At 39.7% G+C, this 18,891-nt stretch carries 19 protein-coding genes and 1 pseudogene; 3 read left to right on the forward strand and 17 right to left on the reverse strand.

From position 1 onward, the window contains the following. Positions 1-2: 2 nt before the first annotated feature. The 10 genes from BM161_RS13230 to BM161_RS13275 all read right to left on the reverse strand — a co-directional run bounded on the left by BM161_RS13230 (position 3) and on the right by BM161_RS13275 (position 9,076). Complete coding sequence (locus BM161_RS13230) at positions 3-1,160, reverse strand: clostripain-related cysteine peptidase (RefSeq protein WP_218150259.1); 1,158 nt, start codon at positions 1,158-1,160, stop codon at positions 3-5. A 127-nt stretch (positions 1,161-1,287) separates the two neighbouring features. Further along, entirely contained in the window at positions 1,288-1,725 is a 438-nt protein-coding gene (locus BM161_RS13235; RefSeq protein WP_074933469.1) for a hypothetical protein, read from the reverse strand. Beyond that, positions 1,722-2,357: a carboxypeptidase-like regulatory domain-containing protein gene (locus BM161_RS13240; protein WP_074933472.1), complete on the reverse strand. Its 636-nt coding sequence runs from the start codon at positions 2,355-2,357 to the stop codon at positions 1,722-1,724. Before BM161_RS13240 ends, BM161_RS13235 begins: the two co-directional genes overlap by 4 nt. After that, positions 2,344-3,648 carry a hypothetical protein gene (locus BM161_RS13245; RefSeq protein ID WP_074933475.1) on the reverse strand — a complete coding sequence of 435 codons (1,305 nt, stop codon included), beginning with the start codon at positions 3,646-3,648 and terminating at the stop codon, positions 2,344-2,346. The genes BM161_RS13240 and BM161_RS13245 overlap by 14 nt, the downstream gene beginning before the upstream one ends. Then, positions 3,645-4,004: a hypothetical protein gene (locus BM161_RS14295; protein WP_143090578.1), complete on the reverse strand. Its 360-nt coding sequence runs from the start codon at positions 4,002-4,004 to the stop codon at positions 3,645-3,647. Before BM161_RS14295 ends, BM161_RS13245 begins: the two co-directional genes overlap by 4 nt. An 11-nt stretch (positions 4,005-4,015) precedes the next feature. Then, positions 4,016-4,243: a hypothetical protein gene (locus BM161_RS13255; protein WP_143090579.1), complete on the reverse strand. Its 228-nt coding sequence runs from the start codon at positions 4,241-4,243 to the stop codon at positions 4,016-4,018. Beyond that, the gene (gspG, locus tag BM161_RS13260) at positions 4,203-4,730 is read right to left on the reverse strand and encodes a type II secretion system major pseudopilin GspG (RefSeq protein WP_083425812.1); all 528 of its coding nucleotides are present in this window, start codon (positions 4,728-4,730) and stop codon (positions 4,203-4,205) included. Before gspG ends, BM161_RS13255 begins: the two co-directional genes overlap by 41 nt. 36 nt (positions 4,731-4,766) lie before the next feature. After that, a complete protein-coding gene (locus BM161_RS13265) occupies positions 4,767-5,651 on the reverse strand; it encodes a type II secretion system F family protein (protein WP_074933484.1) in 885 nt (294 codons plus the stop codon). Beyond that, positions 5,623-7,050: a GspE/PulE family protein gene (locus BM161_RS13270; RefSeq protein WP_074933487.1), complete on the reverse strand. Its 1,428-nt coding sequence runs from the start codon at positions 7,048-7,050 to the stop codon at positions 5,623-5,625. The genes BM161_RS13265 and BM161_RS13270 overlap by 29 nt, the downstream gene beginning before the upstream one ends. Further along, a complete protein-coding gene (locus BM161_RS13275) occupies positions 7,034-9,076 on the reverse strand; it encodes a type II secretion system protein GspD (RefSeq protein ID WP_143090580.1) in 2,043 nt (680 codons plus the stop codon). The genes BM161_RS13270 and BM161_RS13275 overlap by 17 nt, the downstream gene beginning before the upstream one ends. A 373-nt stretch (positions 9,077-9,449) precedes the next feature. On the opposite strand from BM161_RS13275, the gene BM161_RS13280 reads away from it, so the two are divergent. Further along, the gene (locus BM161_RS13280; RefSeq protein ID WP_074933493.1) at positions 9,450-10,499 is read left to right on the forward strand and encodes a magnesium transporter CorA family protein; all 1,050 of its coding nucleotides are present in this window, start codon (positions 9,450-9,452) and stop codon (positions 10,497-10,499) included. A gap of 29 nt (positions 10,500-10,528) precedes the next feature. Here BM161_RS13280 and BM161_RS13285 read toward each other — a convergent pair whose 3' ends face one another. The 6 genes from BM161_RS13285 to BM161_RS13310 form a co-directional block, all read right to left on the reverse strand. After that, positions 10,529-11,467, reverse strand: coding sequence for a formylglycine-generating enzyme family protein (locus tag BM161_RS13285; protein ID WP_244882862.1), 939 nt, complete (start codon positions 11,465-11,467; stop codon positions 10,529-10,531). A 13-nt stretch (positions 11,468-11,480) separates the two neighbouring features. Continuing rightward, positions 11,481-12,173, reverse strand: a complete 693-nt coding sequence (locus tag BM161_RS13290) for a metallophosphoesterase family protein (protein ID WP_074933497.1) — start codon at positions 12,171-12,173, stop codon at positions 11,481-11,483. A 180-nt stretch (positions 12,174-12,353) separates the two neighbouring features. Beyond that, on the reverse strand, positions 12,354-13,511 hold the full coding sequence (gene hisC, locus BM161_RS13295) for a histidinol-phosphate transaminase (RefSeq protein ID WP_074933500.1): 1,158 nt from the start codon (positions 13,509-13,511) through the stop codon (positions 12,354-12,356). A 60-nt stretch (positions 13,512-13,571) separates the two neighbouring features. Then, on the reverse strand, positions 13,572-14,327 hold the full coding sequence (locus BM161_RS13300) for a DUF4097 family beta strand repeat-containing protein (protein ID WP_074933502.1): 756 nt from the start codon (positions 14,325-14,327) through the stop codon (positions 13,572-13,574). An 11-nt stretch (positions 14,328-14,338) separates the two neighbouring features. Next, positions 14,339-15,364 (reverse strand): permease prefix domain 1-containing protein, encoded by a 1,026-nt coding sequence (locus BM161_RS13305; protein WP_074933505.1) that lies wholly within the window; start codon positions 15,362-15,364, stop codon positions 14,339-14,341. Between the two features lie 2 nt (positions 15,365-15,366). Next, positions 15,367-15,702 (reverse strand): PadR family transcriptional regulator, encoded by a 336-nt coding sequence (locus tag BM161_RS13310; protein WP_074933507.1) that lies wholly within the window; start codon positions 15,700-15,702, stop codon positions 15,367-15,369. A 156-nt stretch (positions 15,703-15,858) separates the two neighbouring features. Between BM161_RS13310 and BM161_RS13315 the strand changes: the two genes are divergently transcribed. Continuing rightward, positions 15,859-17,760 carry a hypothetical protein gene (locus BM161_RS13315; RefSeq protein ID WP_074933510.1) on the forward strand — a complete coding sequence of 634 codons (1,902 nt, stop codon included), beginning with the start codon at positions 15,859-15,861 and terminating at the stop codon, positions 17,758-17,760. Between the two features lie 200 nt (positions 17,761-17,960). Next, complete coding sequence (locus tag BM161_RS13320) at positions 17,961-18,419, forward strand: single-stranded DNA-binding protein (protein ID WP_074933513.1); 459 nt, start codon at positions 17,961-17,963, stop codon at positions 18,417-18,419. A 12-nt stretch (positions 18,420-18,431) separates the two neighbouring features. Here BM161_RS13320 and BM161_RS13325 read toward each other — a convergent pair. Further along, positions 18,432-18,891, reverse strand: a pseudogene (locus BM161_RS13325) (U32 family peptidase); the annotation flags it as partial.

Genomic DNA, 18,891 nt, shown 5'->3' on the forward strand with positions numbered 1-18,891 from the left:
GGCTATACTCCGTTATAAAAAAGTTTATCCAGCACACTACCGGACCTTCCTTCAGCAGTTGGAACCCACCATTTACTTTCCTTAATAAACTTACACTGATCTTTTTTATTTTGATTTTTGATATAATCAGAAGAATGAACCGAAGCAGTTGTTCTGAAAGAAACCAGAGGAATAAAATGTACTCCGATTTCGCAAACCTGATTATTTGTCAGGCATACAGTTTCTGATATTTTTTTCTTCAGTTCTTTTGCCGAGAGCTGTACGTTCTCATCATCATTTTCGATAAAACCATCTGACAGAGCCGCCAGGTCCAGATACATATCACAGGGGTATTGTGTATATGTGTAGGATTTAAGATTAAACAGCAAATCAAAAGTATTTTTTCTTTCTGTGTCAGTTAGAATTATTCGAGAAATCTCTTTTGAAAATCTTTCAAAAGAATTAAAAAGCTGTTCAAGATTTGCATTTTTGAAAATAGTAGTATTTACTGGGGAACTTGCAGCCATGGCATGAGCAATCTGCAACGGCTCAAAATCTTCTGAACTAATTTGTTCCAGAAGAGTTTTATAATCCCAACCACAAGAAGGAGAAACTCCAGCACAGGCAACAGTATAGTCCGCACAATCTTTGAGTTCATAAACATTTTCCAGAACTCCACCAAAACAGGTATCAAAACCAATAATATTTAATCCCTGATTACGAAGTACATTTCCCAGATTAAAAATACTCATGTACGAACCAGTTTTATCATCAATTGCAACTGCACGATTTTTATTAGCACCACCAGTCTGGTCATTTGCATATCGCCAGCCAGTTCCGTGTCCCCATATTATCAAAGCATAATTTTGAGAAGGAAATTTTCTTTGTACATAATTTATAAAATTACTTAGTACAGAAGGATTAGACATATCCAGTTCTGTGGAAAACTCTGTTGAAAGTCCAAGCAAAGGACAATCCAGTCTTTCAGAAACAATCTGTGCATTGCCGGCATTATCTTTCCGAACTTTATAAAGTCGAGTATCTGTCCAATTACCGTCTGTCTCATCATAACCTTCAGAACGGTCTATCAGAACAAGAACATTTATGCCTTTATAGTCAGCTGTCTCCATAAGATTCAGATTTTGTAATGCATAACTTTCAAGATCATTATCAGCTGCCATATAAATCATAAGCGTAAGACTGGAAGAATCTGATTTTGACTTTATTTCAACAGACTCAGTTTGATTGGTGCACCCAAAAAAAAGTGTGACCAAGGCAAAAAGAATTATCATATGTTTCATGGCCGCCTCACTTAAATGCAACTAAGCCATAAGGATCTTCCCAAACTGTTCCATCTTCATATTCAATTTTTGCAAGATATAGATAATCAACAATGAGACATTCTTCAGGAACGCTATTCATAAAGCTATCAAGACTCATACAAAACGACCTGTCCTCACCAGCAAAGATTTCTTCTTCAAGCACCGCAGAAATTTTATTGCAACATTCAATAGCAGGTTCACCGTCTTTATCAAACAGAAAAAACACAACATTGATTCGTTTAATATCTTTTTCGCTTTTATTTAAGAGATATAAATCCACTCCGCAAATTGAATAATCGGATGTCCCTTCCTCCATTACAAATTCTCCACTCATAACATAGGGAACTGAATCAAGTGCATAGCTTTTGCAACTGAATGTAATCAAAGTTATTAATAGAAAAACCAGACGTAAAATTGTTTTCATTGATATACCTCCTCCACTTTTGAAATAAATTCTTTGTAAAAGTCCTGACCTTGTTTTGTGATGGAACTTTTTGTAGATGTAGTTTTGATTTTATTTATCAAAGTTTTTCTTTCATCTCTGTTTTCCGAAGCGATTATCTCGTAGGCAAGAATTATTCGGTTTTCGGCAGATTCTTTTTCTGTACATATTCCATTGAGAAGAAGATTTGCATCTTCGAGCTGACCGAGAGCAATTAACTCTTCTGCGTTTTTTATTGCTGCCTTAAAAGTTTTTGTCTTAAGACAGATTATTTTTCCATGGTCAATAAACTGATATGGTGTTTCGCTTAGCTTAAGATAATTTGTTTTCTGGCCGGAGATGGTGTATGAGCCGGATGGTAAATCATAGAAAACAAATAGCCCGCTTTCATTTGTAATTACCGGTCTTATGTTTATCCTTGTCATTTTGATTTTTGTGTCTTCTGACTTACAAAAAATCACAAAATCTTTTACAGGTTTATTATTTTCATCAACAACAAGGCCACACAAATCTGCAGTTCCTGTAAACTTTGGTTTTGACGCACAGGCAGTTATACAGACTATACATAATCCAATAAATAAAAATGATTTTATTAATTGATTAATTCGCTTCATTACTACCTCCCTGTTTTTCAATAAATGTCTTTAATTTCCCTTCTGGAGTTTTGTAAAAAATTACATAACTGTTGTCTGGTCTTCGGATTACACCAATCTTTTTATTCGGTGAAGAATAATCAGATGTATCTGGAAACTTAGTGGCAGAAAAAGGTATCAGCGAAGATTGAGATTTTTGATTTTCTTGAACTATCTCAACTCTGAAAAATTTCAGATATTCTGAAAGAAGACTCAGATCAAATCCTTCGAATGAGACACATTCAATTGTTAATCCAATTCGTAATTCATTATTTCCAGCTGAAGTAACTATCACAGAAGTAACAGATCTTTTATCTTTTGAAATAAGTGTAGACAGTTGATTAAATAACAGCTTTGACTCCAGACTGCAGGAAAATTCAATATGATACGGAGGAGCTTTTTCTTCTTTCAAAACTGAATCGCATTGAATAATTGCGTCTCGAAGAGACTTGTTGAAATCTGCATTCGCCACCATCCCCCGCTCTCCGCCCCCCTCCACCGAGGGCGCCGTCCTCCACGAATACGCCACCTTCATCACAGGAATTCCATTTTCATAGACAACCGATTCGCCGTGGTCGTACTCACAAAAGTTTTCCAGACTCTCCGGATACACACCTTTTACTGTCGCACTAATTTTCTGTGTTCCCAGACCCGCCTCATAATAAAAACTCAGGATTCTGCCGTCAGCCTCCGAAACAGTTTTGAAGAACTCAACAATACTTCCGGCCACACCGCGGTCCGGTCCAATCGCAGCCACTGTCGCAACCCCAGTCCGCACACCTTCTGTTACCGCTCCCTCAGCCAGAACGTTACTTTCATCAACCCCAACGCTCAAACTCAGCGCCTCATTCCAAGACCTTCTAGCAATCTTCCCTGAACAAAATCCTGTGACAACAACGAGTAGTAATACATAAACCGTCGCCAACGAAAGCTTAAACTTCGGCGCCGCAAAATAACGGCGACCTCGCCTCATTCCATCGTGGCAACCTTCGATTCTTTCAATCCAAAATCCCGTCCCAGCTATTCGTCTCTTATTCTCGTATTCCGCAAGTTTATATTTATTAATCACCAGAACGTCTGAACAGACACCTTTTTTGGAAAGCCCCTTCACCTTCGAATCAAAAGCAAATTCATCTGAAAAACACGGATGTCTCTTTTCAAGTTCAGAAGACAAAAAACTTTTTCTTCGTCTTCCCACCAGAGATGAAAAAGGTACAATAATTTCATAACGTTCAAAATCTCTTCTTTTAATCACATTATTTTTCAAACTCATTTCCCATCTCCTTTTTCAGATTTTCTTGCATAAACTTCACCCTTACCGTAAGGTCCATTCCAGCATCCGTAATAAATAATTTCTTTTGATTCTTCATCCCTCGTATTTTCAAAAATCTTCCATTCAATACTTTCCAGCTTCCACAAACTCCTGCACATATCAGCCCATCCTTCAAAGGAACGCGAACCATTCTTTCGACCATCTCCATCGTCCCCACAATTGCACACCTTCTTAAAACTTTCAGAAATAAAAAATAGAGAATCTGATTTTCGTTTTAGCTCACAAATTCTTTTATCTATTTTTGATATTCCTGAAAGTGACCCCGAAACAGAAATTGAACAAAGACAAAGAATCAAAGAAAAACATATTAATTCCGTAAAGCGCATTCTTCTCCGGTAGCCTGTGATATCTGCTCATTGTTCTTTTCCAATGAACTTAATACAGCTGAATATTTTTTTTCATATAATTTCAACTTTGTTCTTTTATCAGACAGCACCCCACCCAGCAACATCACAATTCCAATAAAACAGACAAAAACAGAAGTGAGTAAAAATTTATTTCCATGAGCAGACATCATCCGTTTCTCCTTTTTCATCTGTGGCTCCTCCTTCTTTACAGTCTGGGCCGAATGAGATAAGTACAAAGGGCAGGTTCTCAGGAACCTCTGACGGCATAATGGAACTTTCAGCGCTGAGATACTTATAATCGGTTCCCCACGGATCAGTGCCGGGCTTACGGTCAACGTATGGTCCACGCCAGTTTTCTGGTACCGGATAGAGAACTGGTTTTTGCCACAAGGCGGACAGCCCCTGTTCTGAAGTTGGGAACCGGCCGCAGTCAAGGAAGTAGGTTTGCAGTGCACTGCTGTACTGCTCAATTTGAGTTCGTGCTGCTGTTTTTCTCGCGGTGGAAATAACCTTAGTCGCTGAGAATACACTCCCTGCTGTAAGGATTGCTCCGATCGCAATGACGGCCACAGTTTCGACATAGGTATACCCTTCCGATTCTTTTTTGAAAGATTTTCGGAAACCATTCCAATGCTTTTTGAACTCATAACAAATCCTCCTTGTTTTTTTGTTCATAGTTTTTCCTCCTTTTAAGGCCCCCGCCCAGGCCTGTTAAATCAAAGTAATATTGTTTATTAGTGGCATAAAAAAAGTCATAAGTAGTAAAAGCAAAAAAGCTCCTGTAACAACAATGAAAAGTGGTTCAATCAGGGATAAGCAAACAGTTCTTTTTTTCTCTTTTTCAGATTTAAGATAAGCAGCAATTCTTGCAAATAAATCATTCTTTCCCGCTCCAGCGTCTGCATAGTAAAAAGCTTCTTTTAGTTCAGCATTGTTTCTTACACAAAAAGCATTCTGTAAATCCATCCCGTAAGAAAGTTTGATTCTGGCATTTTCAAAAATTCTTCCAGTCTTACTCGAAGGTCCTGCAATCTGAACTGCACAACCAACTGCTTCCGAAAGTTCAATTCCATTCTTCAATAAAAAATCTACCGCTGTGAAAGCTTCAAAAAGTTTATTTTCACCAAGAAGTCTGATGATTAAAAAATACAAGACAATACAAACAAGAATTAAAACTGAGACATATTTTATAAGGAGAGCAAAATCTTCTGTCTTCGTATAAATGCTAATAAAAACGCTTGCAAACACAGAAAGAAAAATTACAAAAGTTGGATAGATAAATGCCCCTCTTATTTTCTTTTTACAGTCAGCCTCTCTTTCAAGTTTCTGCTTCAGATAAACAAGTGCCGTCTTCAAATCGCCATTCTTTTCTGCAACGCTTACAAACGAAATATAAGCATCATCAAAATGAATTACTGTGCAGGACTTCAGAGCGTTCGAAAATAAACTGCCGTTTTCCAGAGCCCCATACAAAAATTCCGCCGTCTTACTTACTGCATTTACTTTAGGCTTCTTTTTCATAATCAAAAGACTCATTGAAAGAGGTATTCCTTCAATAACAAAAAGCTCATACAACGCCTTTGTGAATTCGTTCATCATCCCTCCTGGTTTTATAAAGCGGAATAACCGGATTCCTTTTTTTCTGCAAAGCCATAACTGATTCATTCAGTGCTTCACCATAATTCGTGTAATGCTCCATCAGATTTTCTAATTCATCAGCCGACTGAGCAGCTCCAGACTTTTCTGAAAACTGATTTTTTGGAATTGCTAAATCTGCAATAAGACACATTTTTCCGCCAACATTATTTAATTGCTGACACAGCACTCCCCTTAAAAACTGACTCAACAACTTTCTTTCAACCCCAAGATTTTCCAGACGCAACACAGACTCCGCTGCACTTCCACAATGCAAGGTTGCAAAAACAAGATGCCCGGTAAGAGAAGCACGCAATGCAACAGCTGCGCTTTCCTCATCCCGAATCTCTCCAATCATAATTACATCAGGGTCCTGTCTGAAAATATGATTCAATGCATCTGAAAAAGAATTCTTTTCATCAACCTTAATCTGCGTAACACCAGGGATTACATATTCAGGAGGATCTTCAAGGCTGATTATTTTTAGAGTTCCGGAATTTCTTTTTTCCAGTTCAACAAGCAATGCCGCAACTGTTGTAGACTTTCCCGCTCCTGTTGGACCACAAACAAGAACCAGGCCATTTGCTAAATTAATAAGGCCATCATCACTGCAAAGTTTTTCATACTGAAGCTGATTAAAGCCGAGTTCCCCCAGCGCCAGTGGTATCCGAGAAGTATCTAGAAGTCTCATTACCACCGACTCGTCGCCAAAATATTTTTCGCTACCAGTAGAACTTGCAGGACCAACAACAGCCATTGTTGAGACTCTGAGAAAAAACGGATTCGTATTTCCATAAACAAACTGACCATCCTGCGGTCTTCTGTTTTCAATCACATTCATTCCCGCAAGAACTTTTATTCTTTGAATCAGTTCAAAACACTTTTCACGCTGGAGTTCCAGAAGTTTTTCAAGCCGGCCGTTTACCCTAAGCCTCACACAATTTTTTTCAATATGAATATCAGTAGCCTTTCGTAAACGGGCTTCATTAAGAATACTATCCAGAAGTAAAACCGCAGCTGCTTCCCTCTGATTTTCAGTCATATCTTTTTTATGATTAGTAGCTGCATCCTTCAGATTCTCATGAACCATATATAAACTTGCCACACATTTTCTCAGCTGAGAGCGGCTTCCATTCACAAAAGCAATTTCAATCAGACGCTGAAAAGGTTCAGGACAATCTTTTAATCGTCTTATATTCGCAACATGATTTTCAAAAGCTCGTGTCAGTCTGCCGCAAAGAACAACATCCTTTTTGTTTTCCACGATAAACTTTATACTCGCACCATTCTGTTCCAGGACAGCAGCTCCGTTATACAGACAGTAGGCCGGAGTCAACGTAAACTCATATTTCTTTTCCAATTGAATTCCCCTCCTCATAAGATTTTTCCAGCAGATTCAAAAGCCTCTCATATGCCCAGCTATAATCCTCCGCTGCAGACTGAACACAACCAGAGTCCTCTGAAGCATCAACATGCGGAACAAGATATATAACCATCTGAACATTTTCCTGAGTTTTATTTTTTGCATTAAACAGATTTCCAATCAAAGGGATTTTTGAAATCCAGGGACTTCTTTTCTGCTGTTCGCTTTCTGCAGACTGAACCAGCCCACTCAACACAACAGGCTCCCCACTTTTTCCACACACTTCAGTAGTCACAAGTTTTTCAGAAGTCGGAGGCGGATTTCCCGTTACGCCAGACACATCATTTCCACGACGGGAAACAGAAGCTGTAACCTTACTCGTAATCATCCCGTTTCCACTCACCCAGCCAAGAACATCCAGTTTTATTCCCGAAGCAATCTCCCGGGTTACTCCCGAATAAATTGGCTTACCAGTTTCCGGATCTACATTGTTATCTCTGTAGCGGTAAGTGTTTGTATTTTGAAAATGAATCTCGCGCCCCGAAACACCATGCAAGGTAGTATCCGCATAAACACGAGTCCGATTTTCCTCGATAGAACTCTGAAGCTCGGCAGCAAAGGTAATACCAAAAGATGTAACTACATTCAGATTAAAGCCCATAACAGAACCAAGCACAGCAGAACCGCCATTACGGTCTCCAAGCGAAAGCCTCTTTGCACCAAAGGAAGATGCCCAGTTATTCTGTAGAGTCTCGTCATATTGTAAAATTAAAAGATCATAACTAAGCCGAACCGCGGGTCTGTCAAAAACTTCCAGCTGCATACACAGATTGTTATAAGCTTCTTCAGTTCCCTTAAAATATAAATGAGATGAATCATCAGCCAGGAACAAAGAACTTTTATCTACAGCCGGTGGAAGATGTTCCAGAAATTCTACAGGCTTAAGATATTTTAGATTTACGATATAAGCAGACTGTTTTATATCAGCCTCATTAATTAATGATTCAATGGAGGCTGCTTCGCTATCACTGGCAAGACATAAGAATGAATACTCATCTGCGAGAGTAATAGTTTCAAGCTTACCCACCCGCTTAAAAACAAAGGTCAAAAAATCCTGAGACTTAGTAAAATGCAAAGTGAACTTACGCCAGCTTCGTTTTCCGTACACAAGTTCCTCACGGACAGAAGAACTTGAAAAGATGTAGTAGATGTCATTTTCAATAACGAAATCGTATCCACACTGAGCGCATAGAACTCTCAGAGTACCGGCAAAATCCGAACCGCTAAACACCGACCTCTGAATTTTACAATCCGCATCAGTGAGAAGGCAGAAACTTTTATGAGAGGATTTTTTTCCATAAGAGGAAGAGGAGATATCAAACAACTTATCAAGGACCACAGAAAATCTACAATCTTCCACATCCACATAAAACACATCACCGTCGAGAACCTCAACATTCACCATTCCAGAAAAACTCTCCGCACGCTGTACAGAATTCTTTTTCACAAAATGATAACCAGCTTCATCCTGCTCAACGTCATAAACACCAAAACGTTTTGCAAGACAATCCATCAGAACAGCCTCACCAACTTCTCTGAAACACACTGAAATTCTCTGCGCAGGCAATGACTCAAAAGTCACAACCTTATCCATCACTTCCGACAGTTTTTCAACAATTTGCACCGGCAGCAGATCATACGCCTCAACACAAAACAAACCGTTTTCACAAGACATACGAAATCTACTTACAGTCCAAACACCACCGTCTCTTTTTACAAAAAGCCTGTTGCTCTTCAAAAAAGCCTCAAAAGCCAGATCAAAATCTCCGCCTGCAAATTTCAAATCGCCCTTACCACTGACAGTGTCATCAGGAACAATCGAAATTCCAGTATCCAGCGATACCGCAAACAGAATGTCTTTGATTTCACAATCCGTAAAATCCCAGCTGAACATTGATTCCTGTGCAACCGCAAAATAGCAAAGAACAAACATCGCAGCCAGCATTCCCAGACCCTTTTTCATCTTTCTTAAAAAATCAACAACGCCCCGTCTCAAGATTTTTTAACCTCCACCTATAAAGTAGTTTTGATATGACGTTTTTGACAAAATTTTGAAAAAAAAGTTTAAAAAAAGTAAAAAATTAAACGTTTTATCTGATTTTTTTGATCAAAAATTCAATTTCCTAAAATTTATTGAACTCTTTTCCACAATGCTGTAAAATAAAATCATCAGTTTGATAATCTAATCTTTATTTCAGGAGGCCTAATATGGACGGTGGATCGAGTTATCCCATACGTTTTTTAATCACTAAGACAAGCCTCCTGGTTCTGCATTTCTAGTTTTATTTCCGCAAAAAAATCAGTGAGGCCTCAAAAAAAATTTACGAGGGATCATTATGATTACATATTGGCAGCAGATTGACGGCCAGTTCTCAAAGACCAAGAAAGATGAAATTAATTCAAAACTTCCTCTGTGGGTAGACGCGCGCAATGTTACACGCGATGAGACTACATTCCTGCAGGAAGAATATCAGATTGAAACAGACCATATTCTCGATATTCTCGACCCTGATGAGCTTTCTCGAATTGAAGATGGTGATTCAGGCTATATCCTTACTATCGTGCGAGTTCCTTTTTACGACCCGTCTGCAGAAACTCCTTATTTTACAGGACCTGTCGGAATCATCATAAAAGGAAAAACCATCATCACAATCTGCTGGACAGACTGTGAAGTACTTAAGGATTTTGGTGCAAACCGTGTGCGCAACGTTCGCCTGAACGACTTCCCTTCTTTTATCGTGCACATTATTAACCGTGCCAACTTAAACTTCCTTCGTTACCTGAAGGAAATCAACCGCCGTTCTACAAGCATTCAGAACGAGATGCGCCTTGAAATCGAAAACAAAGAAATCATCCTCATGCTGGGACTCGAAAAATCTCTTGTTTACTTTACAACTTCCCTCAAGAGTAATTCACTGCTCCTTATGAAGATGAAGAGTACACGGCTTATTAAGTTTGATGAAGATGATTTGGATTTTGTTGAAGGCGTAACAATTGATAACCGTCAGGCTATTGAAATGGCCGACACCTATTCGAACATTCTCTTTGGAGTTATGGATGCCTACTCTTCCGTAATCTCAAACAACTTGAACGTTGTAATGAAAAAGCTCGCTATTATCAACCTGGTTATGATGGCGCCAACCTTTGTAACAAGCTTCTTTGGAATGAACTTCAAATTGCCGTTTGATGATTTACCGGGCTACATTCCGGTATTGATTGCTACAGTGATTTGTCTTGTTTCAGTCTTCCTCTGCAGCTGGATGCTAAACTTCAACAACGAAACCAGAAGCGCCATCAAAAAAGCAAAGCGCCTCAACCGTAATCAGAAACAGAAGCTAAAGGCAGAGACAAAGAAAATTAAAAAGCAGGAAAAGAGATTAAAGTAGATGCTGAAACAAGTTCAGCATGACACTTTTTATCGTGCTGAACAGCAAATTCTAAATCCCATATAGTTATAACATTCATTCGGGTCATAACTATATCGGTCGCCGGCGTAGAGGAACATGGTGTATTCGCTCCAGCTGCCACCGCGGCTTACACGTTCAAAGCCTACAGAAGGGCCGTAAAGATTTTCTGAAGTGTAATCTTCAAACCAGTCCCAGCAGAACTCAATTACGTTTCCACTCATATCATAAAGACCGGCTGCATTTGCGTTACCGGTAGCTGGGAAAGTCTGTTCGCCCGGCTCAAATGGAACGCCGGCAGTTCCTACGTTATGAGTTGTAACAGTATTTTCAGAAGTCCAGGCATAAAGAAGGCCTTCTTCTGCATCATCAGAAATCTGGCCACTTACTAAGTCGCCGCGCTGAAAACCAACCCGCGTTCTTCTAGCCGCATACTCCCATTCCGCCTCCGACGGTAAGCGGAACCCGTTGCACTCCCAGTCACACACACACAAATCACAGGCAGCCGTGTCGGCGGAATCGCGAATAACTTCCCCGTTATAGGTGTAGCAAGGCTCACGCCCGCGAAGTTCGCTCAACGCATTGCACCACACAACCGCATCATACCAGTTAATCATAGTAACCGGCTGAGCATAGTCGTCATCAGTTGGAGCCGCGCCACGCTTACCGTTAGCACCGCCCTGTCCTGGGTTAGCAAAATTGTAACCAATCTTCTCAGCCTTCATGCGAACCGAATACCAGAGAGTATAAGTTGTTTCGTATTTATTGATTGAAAAAGGAAGAAGCTCCCGTTCTGCAGTGTATGCCTGAGAGTCTTCTCCAATTGTGTATTTAAGATTAGAACGGAAAGTAACAAGACTGATGTGCGAAAAAGAGCTCTGAGCAAAACTGCCTGCTGCCATAAAAACTGCGGATAAAATGATTATCGTTTTCTTACAAATCTTTCGCACTTATAAACTCCTGTTACAGTTGGCCCATCTCGGTGCTTACAACCTTCCAGCTGTCACCGTCTTTTGCAACCTCAAGCCAAGCGTAAGTTCCCTTTTCGCCAAGGCTTCCCGGATTAATCACCACAGTGTCACCGATTTTTTCAATACCGGTTCCCTCGTGAATATGACCGCACACAACAGCAAGCGGTTTGTGTTCTTTTATGAAGTCTGTAAACTTCTGGCTTCCCGCATGATGCTCGCCGTCAAAAGAATCAAGCTTATCTGCAACCGGTGGATTGTGACTAATCAGAATAAGACTCTGCCACAGGCTTTCGTCACCACTCTGCTCAACCGAGTTCAGAACAATGTCAAAGTCAGAAAGACATTCATCTTCCTCGCGCTCAAACTCAGTCTTACCGGTAAACTTTGTTCCACCGCCGCTTCCGGCAAAGCCTAGACCTTCATGGAAAACCAGAGCCTTTTCTACACAGATATCCTGATTCTCAAGCTCCTCCATAAAGTCTTCGTTATCGCAGTTACCAAGAACGGCAAAAATTGTATCGTGTTTAGAACAAAGCTTTTCGAGCGCGCCCTTACCGGTCTCCGGCTTAAAGCATTCAGCAAAGTCACCGCCAAAAGCCACAGCGTCAGCCTGCTCAAAAAGCGAATCCATCTTATCCAGCACCTCATTGTGAGCATGCAAATCACTTATAACTAAAATCTTCATAAAAATACTCCTTCAGGAGGGGAAAGCCTTCCCCTCGCTCGCACTTGCCTAAAATCGAAGAACCGTTAAGAAAAATGCATCGCATTTTTTAGGTTCTACGAAAGAACGGCTCGCACAATTAATTGTGCGCGTTGCTCGCTACCCCTTCTGCGGGGACACCCCGCAACGCCCCGCTTAGTTCTATTTAAGCACAGACTCAAACGCAGCTCTAAGTTCATCCATCTGCTCTGCCGTACCAATTGTAATACGAACAAAGTCTTCAATTCCCTTAGTTGCAAAGTGTCTTATCAAAAGGCCCTGCTCTTTAATCTTTTTATACAACTCATCCCCGCTAATCTTAGGATGCTTTGCGAAGATAAAGTTTGTTTCGCTCTTCAAAACATAAAACCCTTTATCCTGCAAAAAGTTATAAAACTTGTCGCGTTCTTCTGCTACCTTGCGCGAAGTTTCAACATAGTATGGAACATCACGGCAGGCAGCAGTTCCACTCACCTGTGCAACCGCATCAATCGGGAAGTGGTTTACGCTGTTCTTTACAGTAGTTACGATATTTACCAGTTCAGGATTTGCAACAATATAACCAAGACGCTGACCTGCCCCACAAAGACTCTTAGAGAAAGTTCTAACAATCACAAGATTCTTAAACTCAGCTAACAGCGGAATACAAGACTCGCCACCAAAATCAACATAAGCTTCATCTACGATAAAGATTTCATCAGAAGATGCTTTATTTATCATCTGGCGAACCTGCTCGCGTGTAAGTCCAAGACCAGTTGGTGCATTAGGGTTAGCAAAAATAATTCCACCCTGATTTTTTGCCGCACGCTTAAGCATTTCCTCTGTATCAAGTGTCCAGTCTGCTTTCAAAGGAACCTGGTCCATAGGAATATTATAAAAGCCTGCATATACCGGATAGAAACTGTAAGTAAACTCTGGCATTACAAAGCTTTTTGAAGAATCAAAAAAGGCATAGAAAACAAAAGACAAAACTTCGTCGCTTCCGTTTCCTGTGTAAATCATATCAGGTGTAACTGTAAAAGGAATTTTGTCCTGCTCGGCCGGGTGAACTTCATCACCTTCAAAGCAGGCACGACAAAGAACTCCACCGCTTTTGTTGAGCATGTCAGCAATAGCTGCGTGGAGTTCAAGTGAATCTGGGTCTGGGTATAAACCAAGTTTTTCTGGATTATTTTTTACGAAATCCATTACGGCCTCCTGCACTTTTGGAGAAGGCGCATACGGATTTTCATTAGCATTAAGCTTTATATAGACACGGTCCTTAGGCTGTTCGCCAGGAACGTACGGATGCAGATTTTTTACACGATTTGAAATTATCATACATCCATTTTAACCCTTTATCGGGTTTATTTCAATTCCAACGGTTCTTTAAAGCCGTAACTACTTTATATTAACCTCACCAACATTTGCAGAGAGTTTGATTCTCTTGTCTGTGCTGCCGGTTGAATTGTAGTTGCGCTTGTACTTTTTACCGTCTACGCGAACTTCACCAACATCTGTTGAAGCAGAAATTGAATATTCATTTAAGTTGTAAACCGGGTCAATAGAAATTTCGCCGACATTAGAATCAACTTCCAGTCTATCAAAGCTTACGTCACGAACAGAAACTTCTCCAACATTTGTCTGAATATCAATCTTTTCTGCAGTAAGACCTCTGAGTCTTATATCACCAACATTGGAATCAATAACAATATCAGAAAACTTAGTACCGCTGGGAACTGTAATAACAACCCTGCAGTTATTATTTCCACCCTTAAAGCCGCTCTTCTGTCTTCCCTGCTTAACTACAAGAGTTTCGTTTTCTACAGAAATTTTTGGTCGAAGCCAGTCTCTTGTAAAGGTGCTGTCAAAATAGAATCTATCTCCCTCTTCAACTCTAATCTCCATAATACTTCCGTCAATTCTGATTGCGGAGAATTTATCCAGACTCTGATTGATGGAATAATTATTCTCTTTATTTCCATCATTGTCAGAATGCCACTCCCATTTGAAATTAACTTCAGGGTCATCATCTCCAAGATGAATCACAGGATTATTGAAGAGATTAAATCCCTTTCCAACATTTCTGATTGTTCCAAAAATTACACAAAATACAGTAACAACACCAAGAATGATTAATAATACAGTCTTTTTCATCTCACTCACCTCTATTCTTCGTAAATTTTTTCTACATTCTTTTCAGAAGTTTTTTCTGTTTTCTTTTCTCCATCATTTACTGTATAAATTGCTCTGATGATTGTGTTTACAGCAGCGGCAATTGGCCAGATGAGCCATGTGAGTTCCCAACGGAAAGTAAGGAAACTTACGCACAGATAGATACATGTAACTACAGACCAGTAAGCACTCATGATTGCACGCACATTCTTGTTCTGAATTTTTTCAATAGATCTCTTTTCATCCTCTTCAAAATCAATCTGATCATTAAGGTTCAAAAGTCTGTGGTAAGCTTTCTTTGTCTGCTTTGCATAAACCATCATAAATACTCCGGCTCCTACAAAAACAAACAGCAATGCACCACCAAGATCATCCATAAATCTTCCGCCAAGCTCATCCATAATTGCTGCCGGAATAAAACAGAGAATACACAGTAAAACGCCAACAGAAGAAAGTACGCTGTAAGTAGGTGTAAAATCTCTGATTTTATTTTTCAGATAATCAATAGAAACTGCATCTATGCTGCATGGTTCGCTCTTGATATAACGCCACTGCTCAAGTGTAGCATTGCTAAGGCACATAAGCACAACGCCTACTCCAATTGCAACAAACATTAAGACTACGCCAACAATGTCATTAATATGCAATGCATCTGTAAGAATTGGGAATACTACACAGTTGATACACAAAAAGATTCCTGCAGCGGTCATTAAAATTGCGCGTTTTTTTGCAGTAATATATTCTGTGATTTCTTCAAATGAAACCTTTCTGCGCTGTACATCTGAATACTTTGTCTGATGCAGAATATCCATAATTCCAAGGTCTTCTGCAAGATCTTCAAGATTTCCAAAATTCTGGATAACTTCACCTACTGCCTCGTTTTCTGTCTTACCACTTCTGATAAGCTCTGTGTATTTGTCTTCCATCATCTGAAGAAGTTCAGATTTTGCTTTCATTACTTTGTCTGTCTGCGGAAGTCCGCGGAACATTGATTCAAGATAGTTTCTAATTGTCTCCATTTTTATCCCTCTACACCAATAAATTTTTCTACAACCTCTTTTGTGAGGTTCCACTCTTCACACTTCTCTTTGTAATAACTCCGACCTTTGTCCGTTATGCGGTAGTAAGTTCTACGCTTGCCATTCTCAGCGTCCTGGGAATAAGATTCCACATAACCGTTTGTTTCCATACGGGTAAAGGCTGAATAAAGGGTTGTTTCCTTTATGATGTACTTTTCCTCAGACAAGGCCTTTATGTCCTTGGAAATCTCGTACCCGTACGAAGGCTTTTTATGGAGTAAATACAAAATCATTGTGTCGTTATACCCGCGTATAACATCACTGCTGATTGCTGTCATTTACACCTCCTGTGGGTCCTACGACTGTCGTTGCTTTGCTTGTCGTTGCAACGTCTGTCGTACTACGTCTGACGTAGTAAAATATAACGCACAAAACGCTTCTTGTCAATGAAAATACTTTAAAAAAACAAACTTATGGTATAAAATGATTCCATTATGGCAACGACATCTAATTTAAGTGCAATCATCCGCTACTATGCTGAAAAACAAAAGTCTCCATTTATCGATCTTAAAGAATTCTGTGTATACATTAAAAAATATGCTGAACATCATGTTGAAGAACAGAGTGAACTTGTAAAATATCTTGGAGACCCTACCGGAACTGTTGTTGCAGAACTTCAGGGACTTTCAGAAAAAAAACTTGTAGCCATAATCAACTCAAATAATAAAAAGACTATCGTTTCAATTACATATCTGGCTTCTAAGTATGCAAATCTTTATAAAGATATGATGAAAAACGAATCTATTCCTTATCCTCAGGGAACAGATCTTCCAAAACAGTTTCCAAATCAGGTGCTTGAACATAAGGCTGCAAGTCAGTACATTCCGGCAATTATCGAAAAAGAAAATACTAAATCTCCTCTGCTCTACGTCCTCGATTTTTCACGTGATTTGCCTTCAATGCTTATTCCTGCCTGCGTACCTATCAAAGCTCTGCTCGATACTGCACAGCAGAAGGTTCGCAAGATTCTTAAGAAAGATGAATTTCATGATTATTTCTTAAAGAAGCTCAGAAGCACAAACCCTACTAAAGAAATCTCAATTAAGAATTTTTATACACACTTTGTAGATACAGAAAACTATCAGTTTGCAGAGTTCAATGACGGTGAAGATTATTACATCTGGAATCAGTCTCTCTACTATATCCGCCAGGACTTTGAAAAAATTCAGGACCGCACTGTAGAAGATACAAATATTCTTCAGGCTGTTCAGATTCTCGAAACACACAGTTCTTATCTCAAGGAAAAATTCCAGAACGAACATAAACGTGCCGAAGCAATCAAAGAACTTGAGTCTGCTCTTGCTAAACCACCTTATTTCTACTCAATGCCGCAGATTCTCAAATTCCAGGATAACAACGGCCGCACCTTATATGGTCAGTATACCGAAGATGATCTTAAAGAGTTCCTTCAGAAAATGACTACTGACGGAGAAGCAAACGAGCTTCCTCAGCTTCTAGTTTTTAAGGTTGAATCTGGTACACGCTATTACGTTTATAAAAAGAAGGTCAGCCAGGTTGTAGTTCGCCTTTGTAACGAAGCACACGAATCTATTGCAAAACAGCTTGAAGACCACTGGTATGAAGTTCTTCTTGATTATGAAAGACTTCCAGAAATGTCTAATGCCTCTGAGTTTGAAGCCTGTCTCCACGAAATGGTAGAAAAGAATTCTCCAATTCTCTATGCCCTTCTGAACGCAAACTTTATGAATATTCTTTCATACGAGTCTGCTGAAGATAATATGGACAGCTTCCGCCTTTTCGTAGACGGAAAACTTCTGCCTTACAGCGATCTTCTGATGCTCAAAAACTCAAAGATTCTTACAAATGCAAAATCTCGACTTCCCTTCTACTACACTCTTCCAGTTATTTCATGGATTATGAGTCTTTTCAACGGCAGAAAGAAAGAGAAAAAACGCGCAACTTCAGCTGTTATTGCAGAGAAAAATCCATTTGAAGAAGAAGAGAAGAAGTCAGACTCAGGTCCAAAGCTTACTAAGACTCAGGCTCTTGCCGCTAATGCAAAAGAAATTGCTAAGGATCTTGTACCGGAAGGTTCAACTCTTGACCGCGAGCTCAACTATCTTACTAAGCAGTGGAACAAGATGATTTCTAAAGAGGCTTACAACAACCTTACAGAAGATGTCAACTCGCTTATCCGCGATTATACACGCCGTGTTGTAAAGACTCTTTCTGCAACTTCGTTTACCCGCGAACGTGTAGAAAACCTTGCAAAGACTCTTGTAAACACACCTAATATGCAGAAAATCAAGGAAGAAAAAGCACTTACAGAATATGTTATTTTGTATATGCTTCGCCTTGTAAGTAACTTCCAGTAACACCTTTGCCATGCTGAAAACCGTTCAGCATGGCAAAATTTCTCAAAAATCAAAGAATTTTTCACTTTTTTTAAACTTTTTTTCTCAAATTTTGTCAAAAACAGCATATTAAAGCAATTATATATGTGTACGGATTTTATGTTCGTATGATGATTGCCCGGCCGGAAATCATTTAATAATTCTTTATTAAGAGGTTGTTTATGAACCAGTTAAATTCTTTGATTTTGGAAGGAAATCTTGTTCGAGACTCTGTACTTTCAGAGCCTGTTCCAGGTTTTAAGAAGTGTGCATTTTCTGTTGGTGTAAACCGTTTCTACAAAAACAAAAAAAATGAAGATGTAAATGAAGTGTCTTTCTTTGATGTTGAAGCCTACGGCAAGATGGCTGAATACTGTGAAGAAAAAGCTAAAAAGGGCCGCGGTGTGCGCGTAGTTGGAAGACTCAAGCAGGATACCTGGAAAGACAGTAACGGCAAAAGTGTCAGCAAGGTTTACGTAGTGGCAGAACACATTGAATATAGGCCAGTAAAAAAGACGGAGGAAGTGTCAGAGGCAGCAGACACTAAAACACTTGCTGAAAAAGCTGCAGAGGCAACAACTCCTCCTGAGCCGCAGACTGATGTTCAGAGTCAGACAGCCGAGGAGGAAGCTGTATTTTAATTTGTCTGAGAACTAACGGCGTTTGCCGCCACGCGGTGGCTTACCACCATTTCGTGCGGCGGCAGCCTTACGTTCTGCTGCCCTCTCATTTGAAAGTCTGTATTCTTCCATCTGCTGAGGGGAATAAAAGCCGTCCTTCCAGTTGAAGCGTGAAACACCTGGAAGCGGCTGTCCCTTAATCATAGATGTAGTAATTGCTTTAATCTGACTGCGAGAAACCTTTGTTTTTGAGAAATCAATAAGCAGACGCTTAAAACCAGATGAGGTAATAAAGTCTGTTTTATCTGTAATTGCAAAAGGTTCTTCAGGCATTACAAATGAGCCGTCTACAGTAGAGTTTACCTTGAAGACAGAACCTTCCTTATCTTCAAAATAGGTAAAGTCATAATCAGATGGCAGCTTAAAGCGCATACGGAACAATGCAGGGTAAGCAAAAACCGGTACCAGTACACGGGCACGAACATTCTGTTCC

The sequence above is a fragment of the Treponema bryantii genome, assembly GCF_900113965.1.
Classification (GTDB): Bacteria; Spirochaetota; Spirochaetia; order Treponematales; family Treponemataceae; genus Treponema_D; species Treponema_D bryantii_A.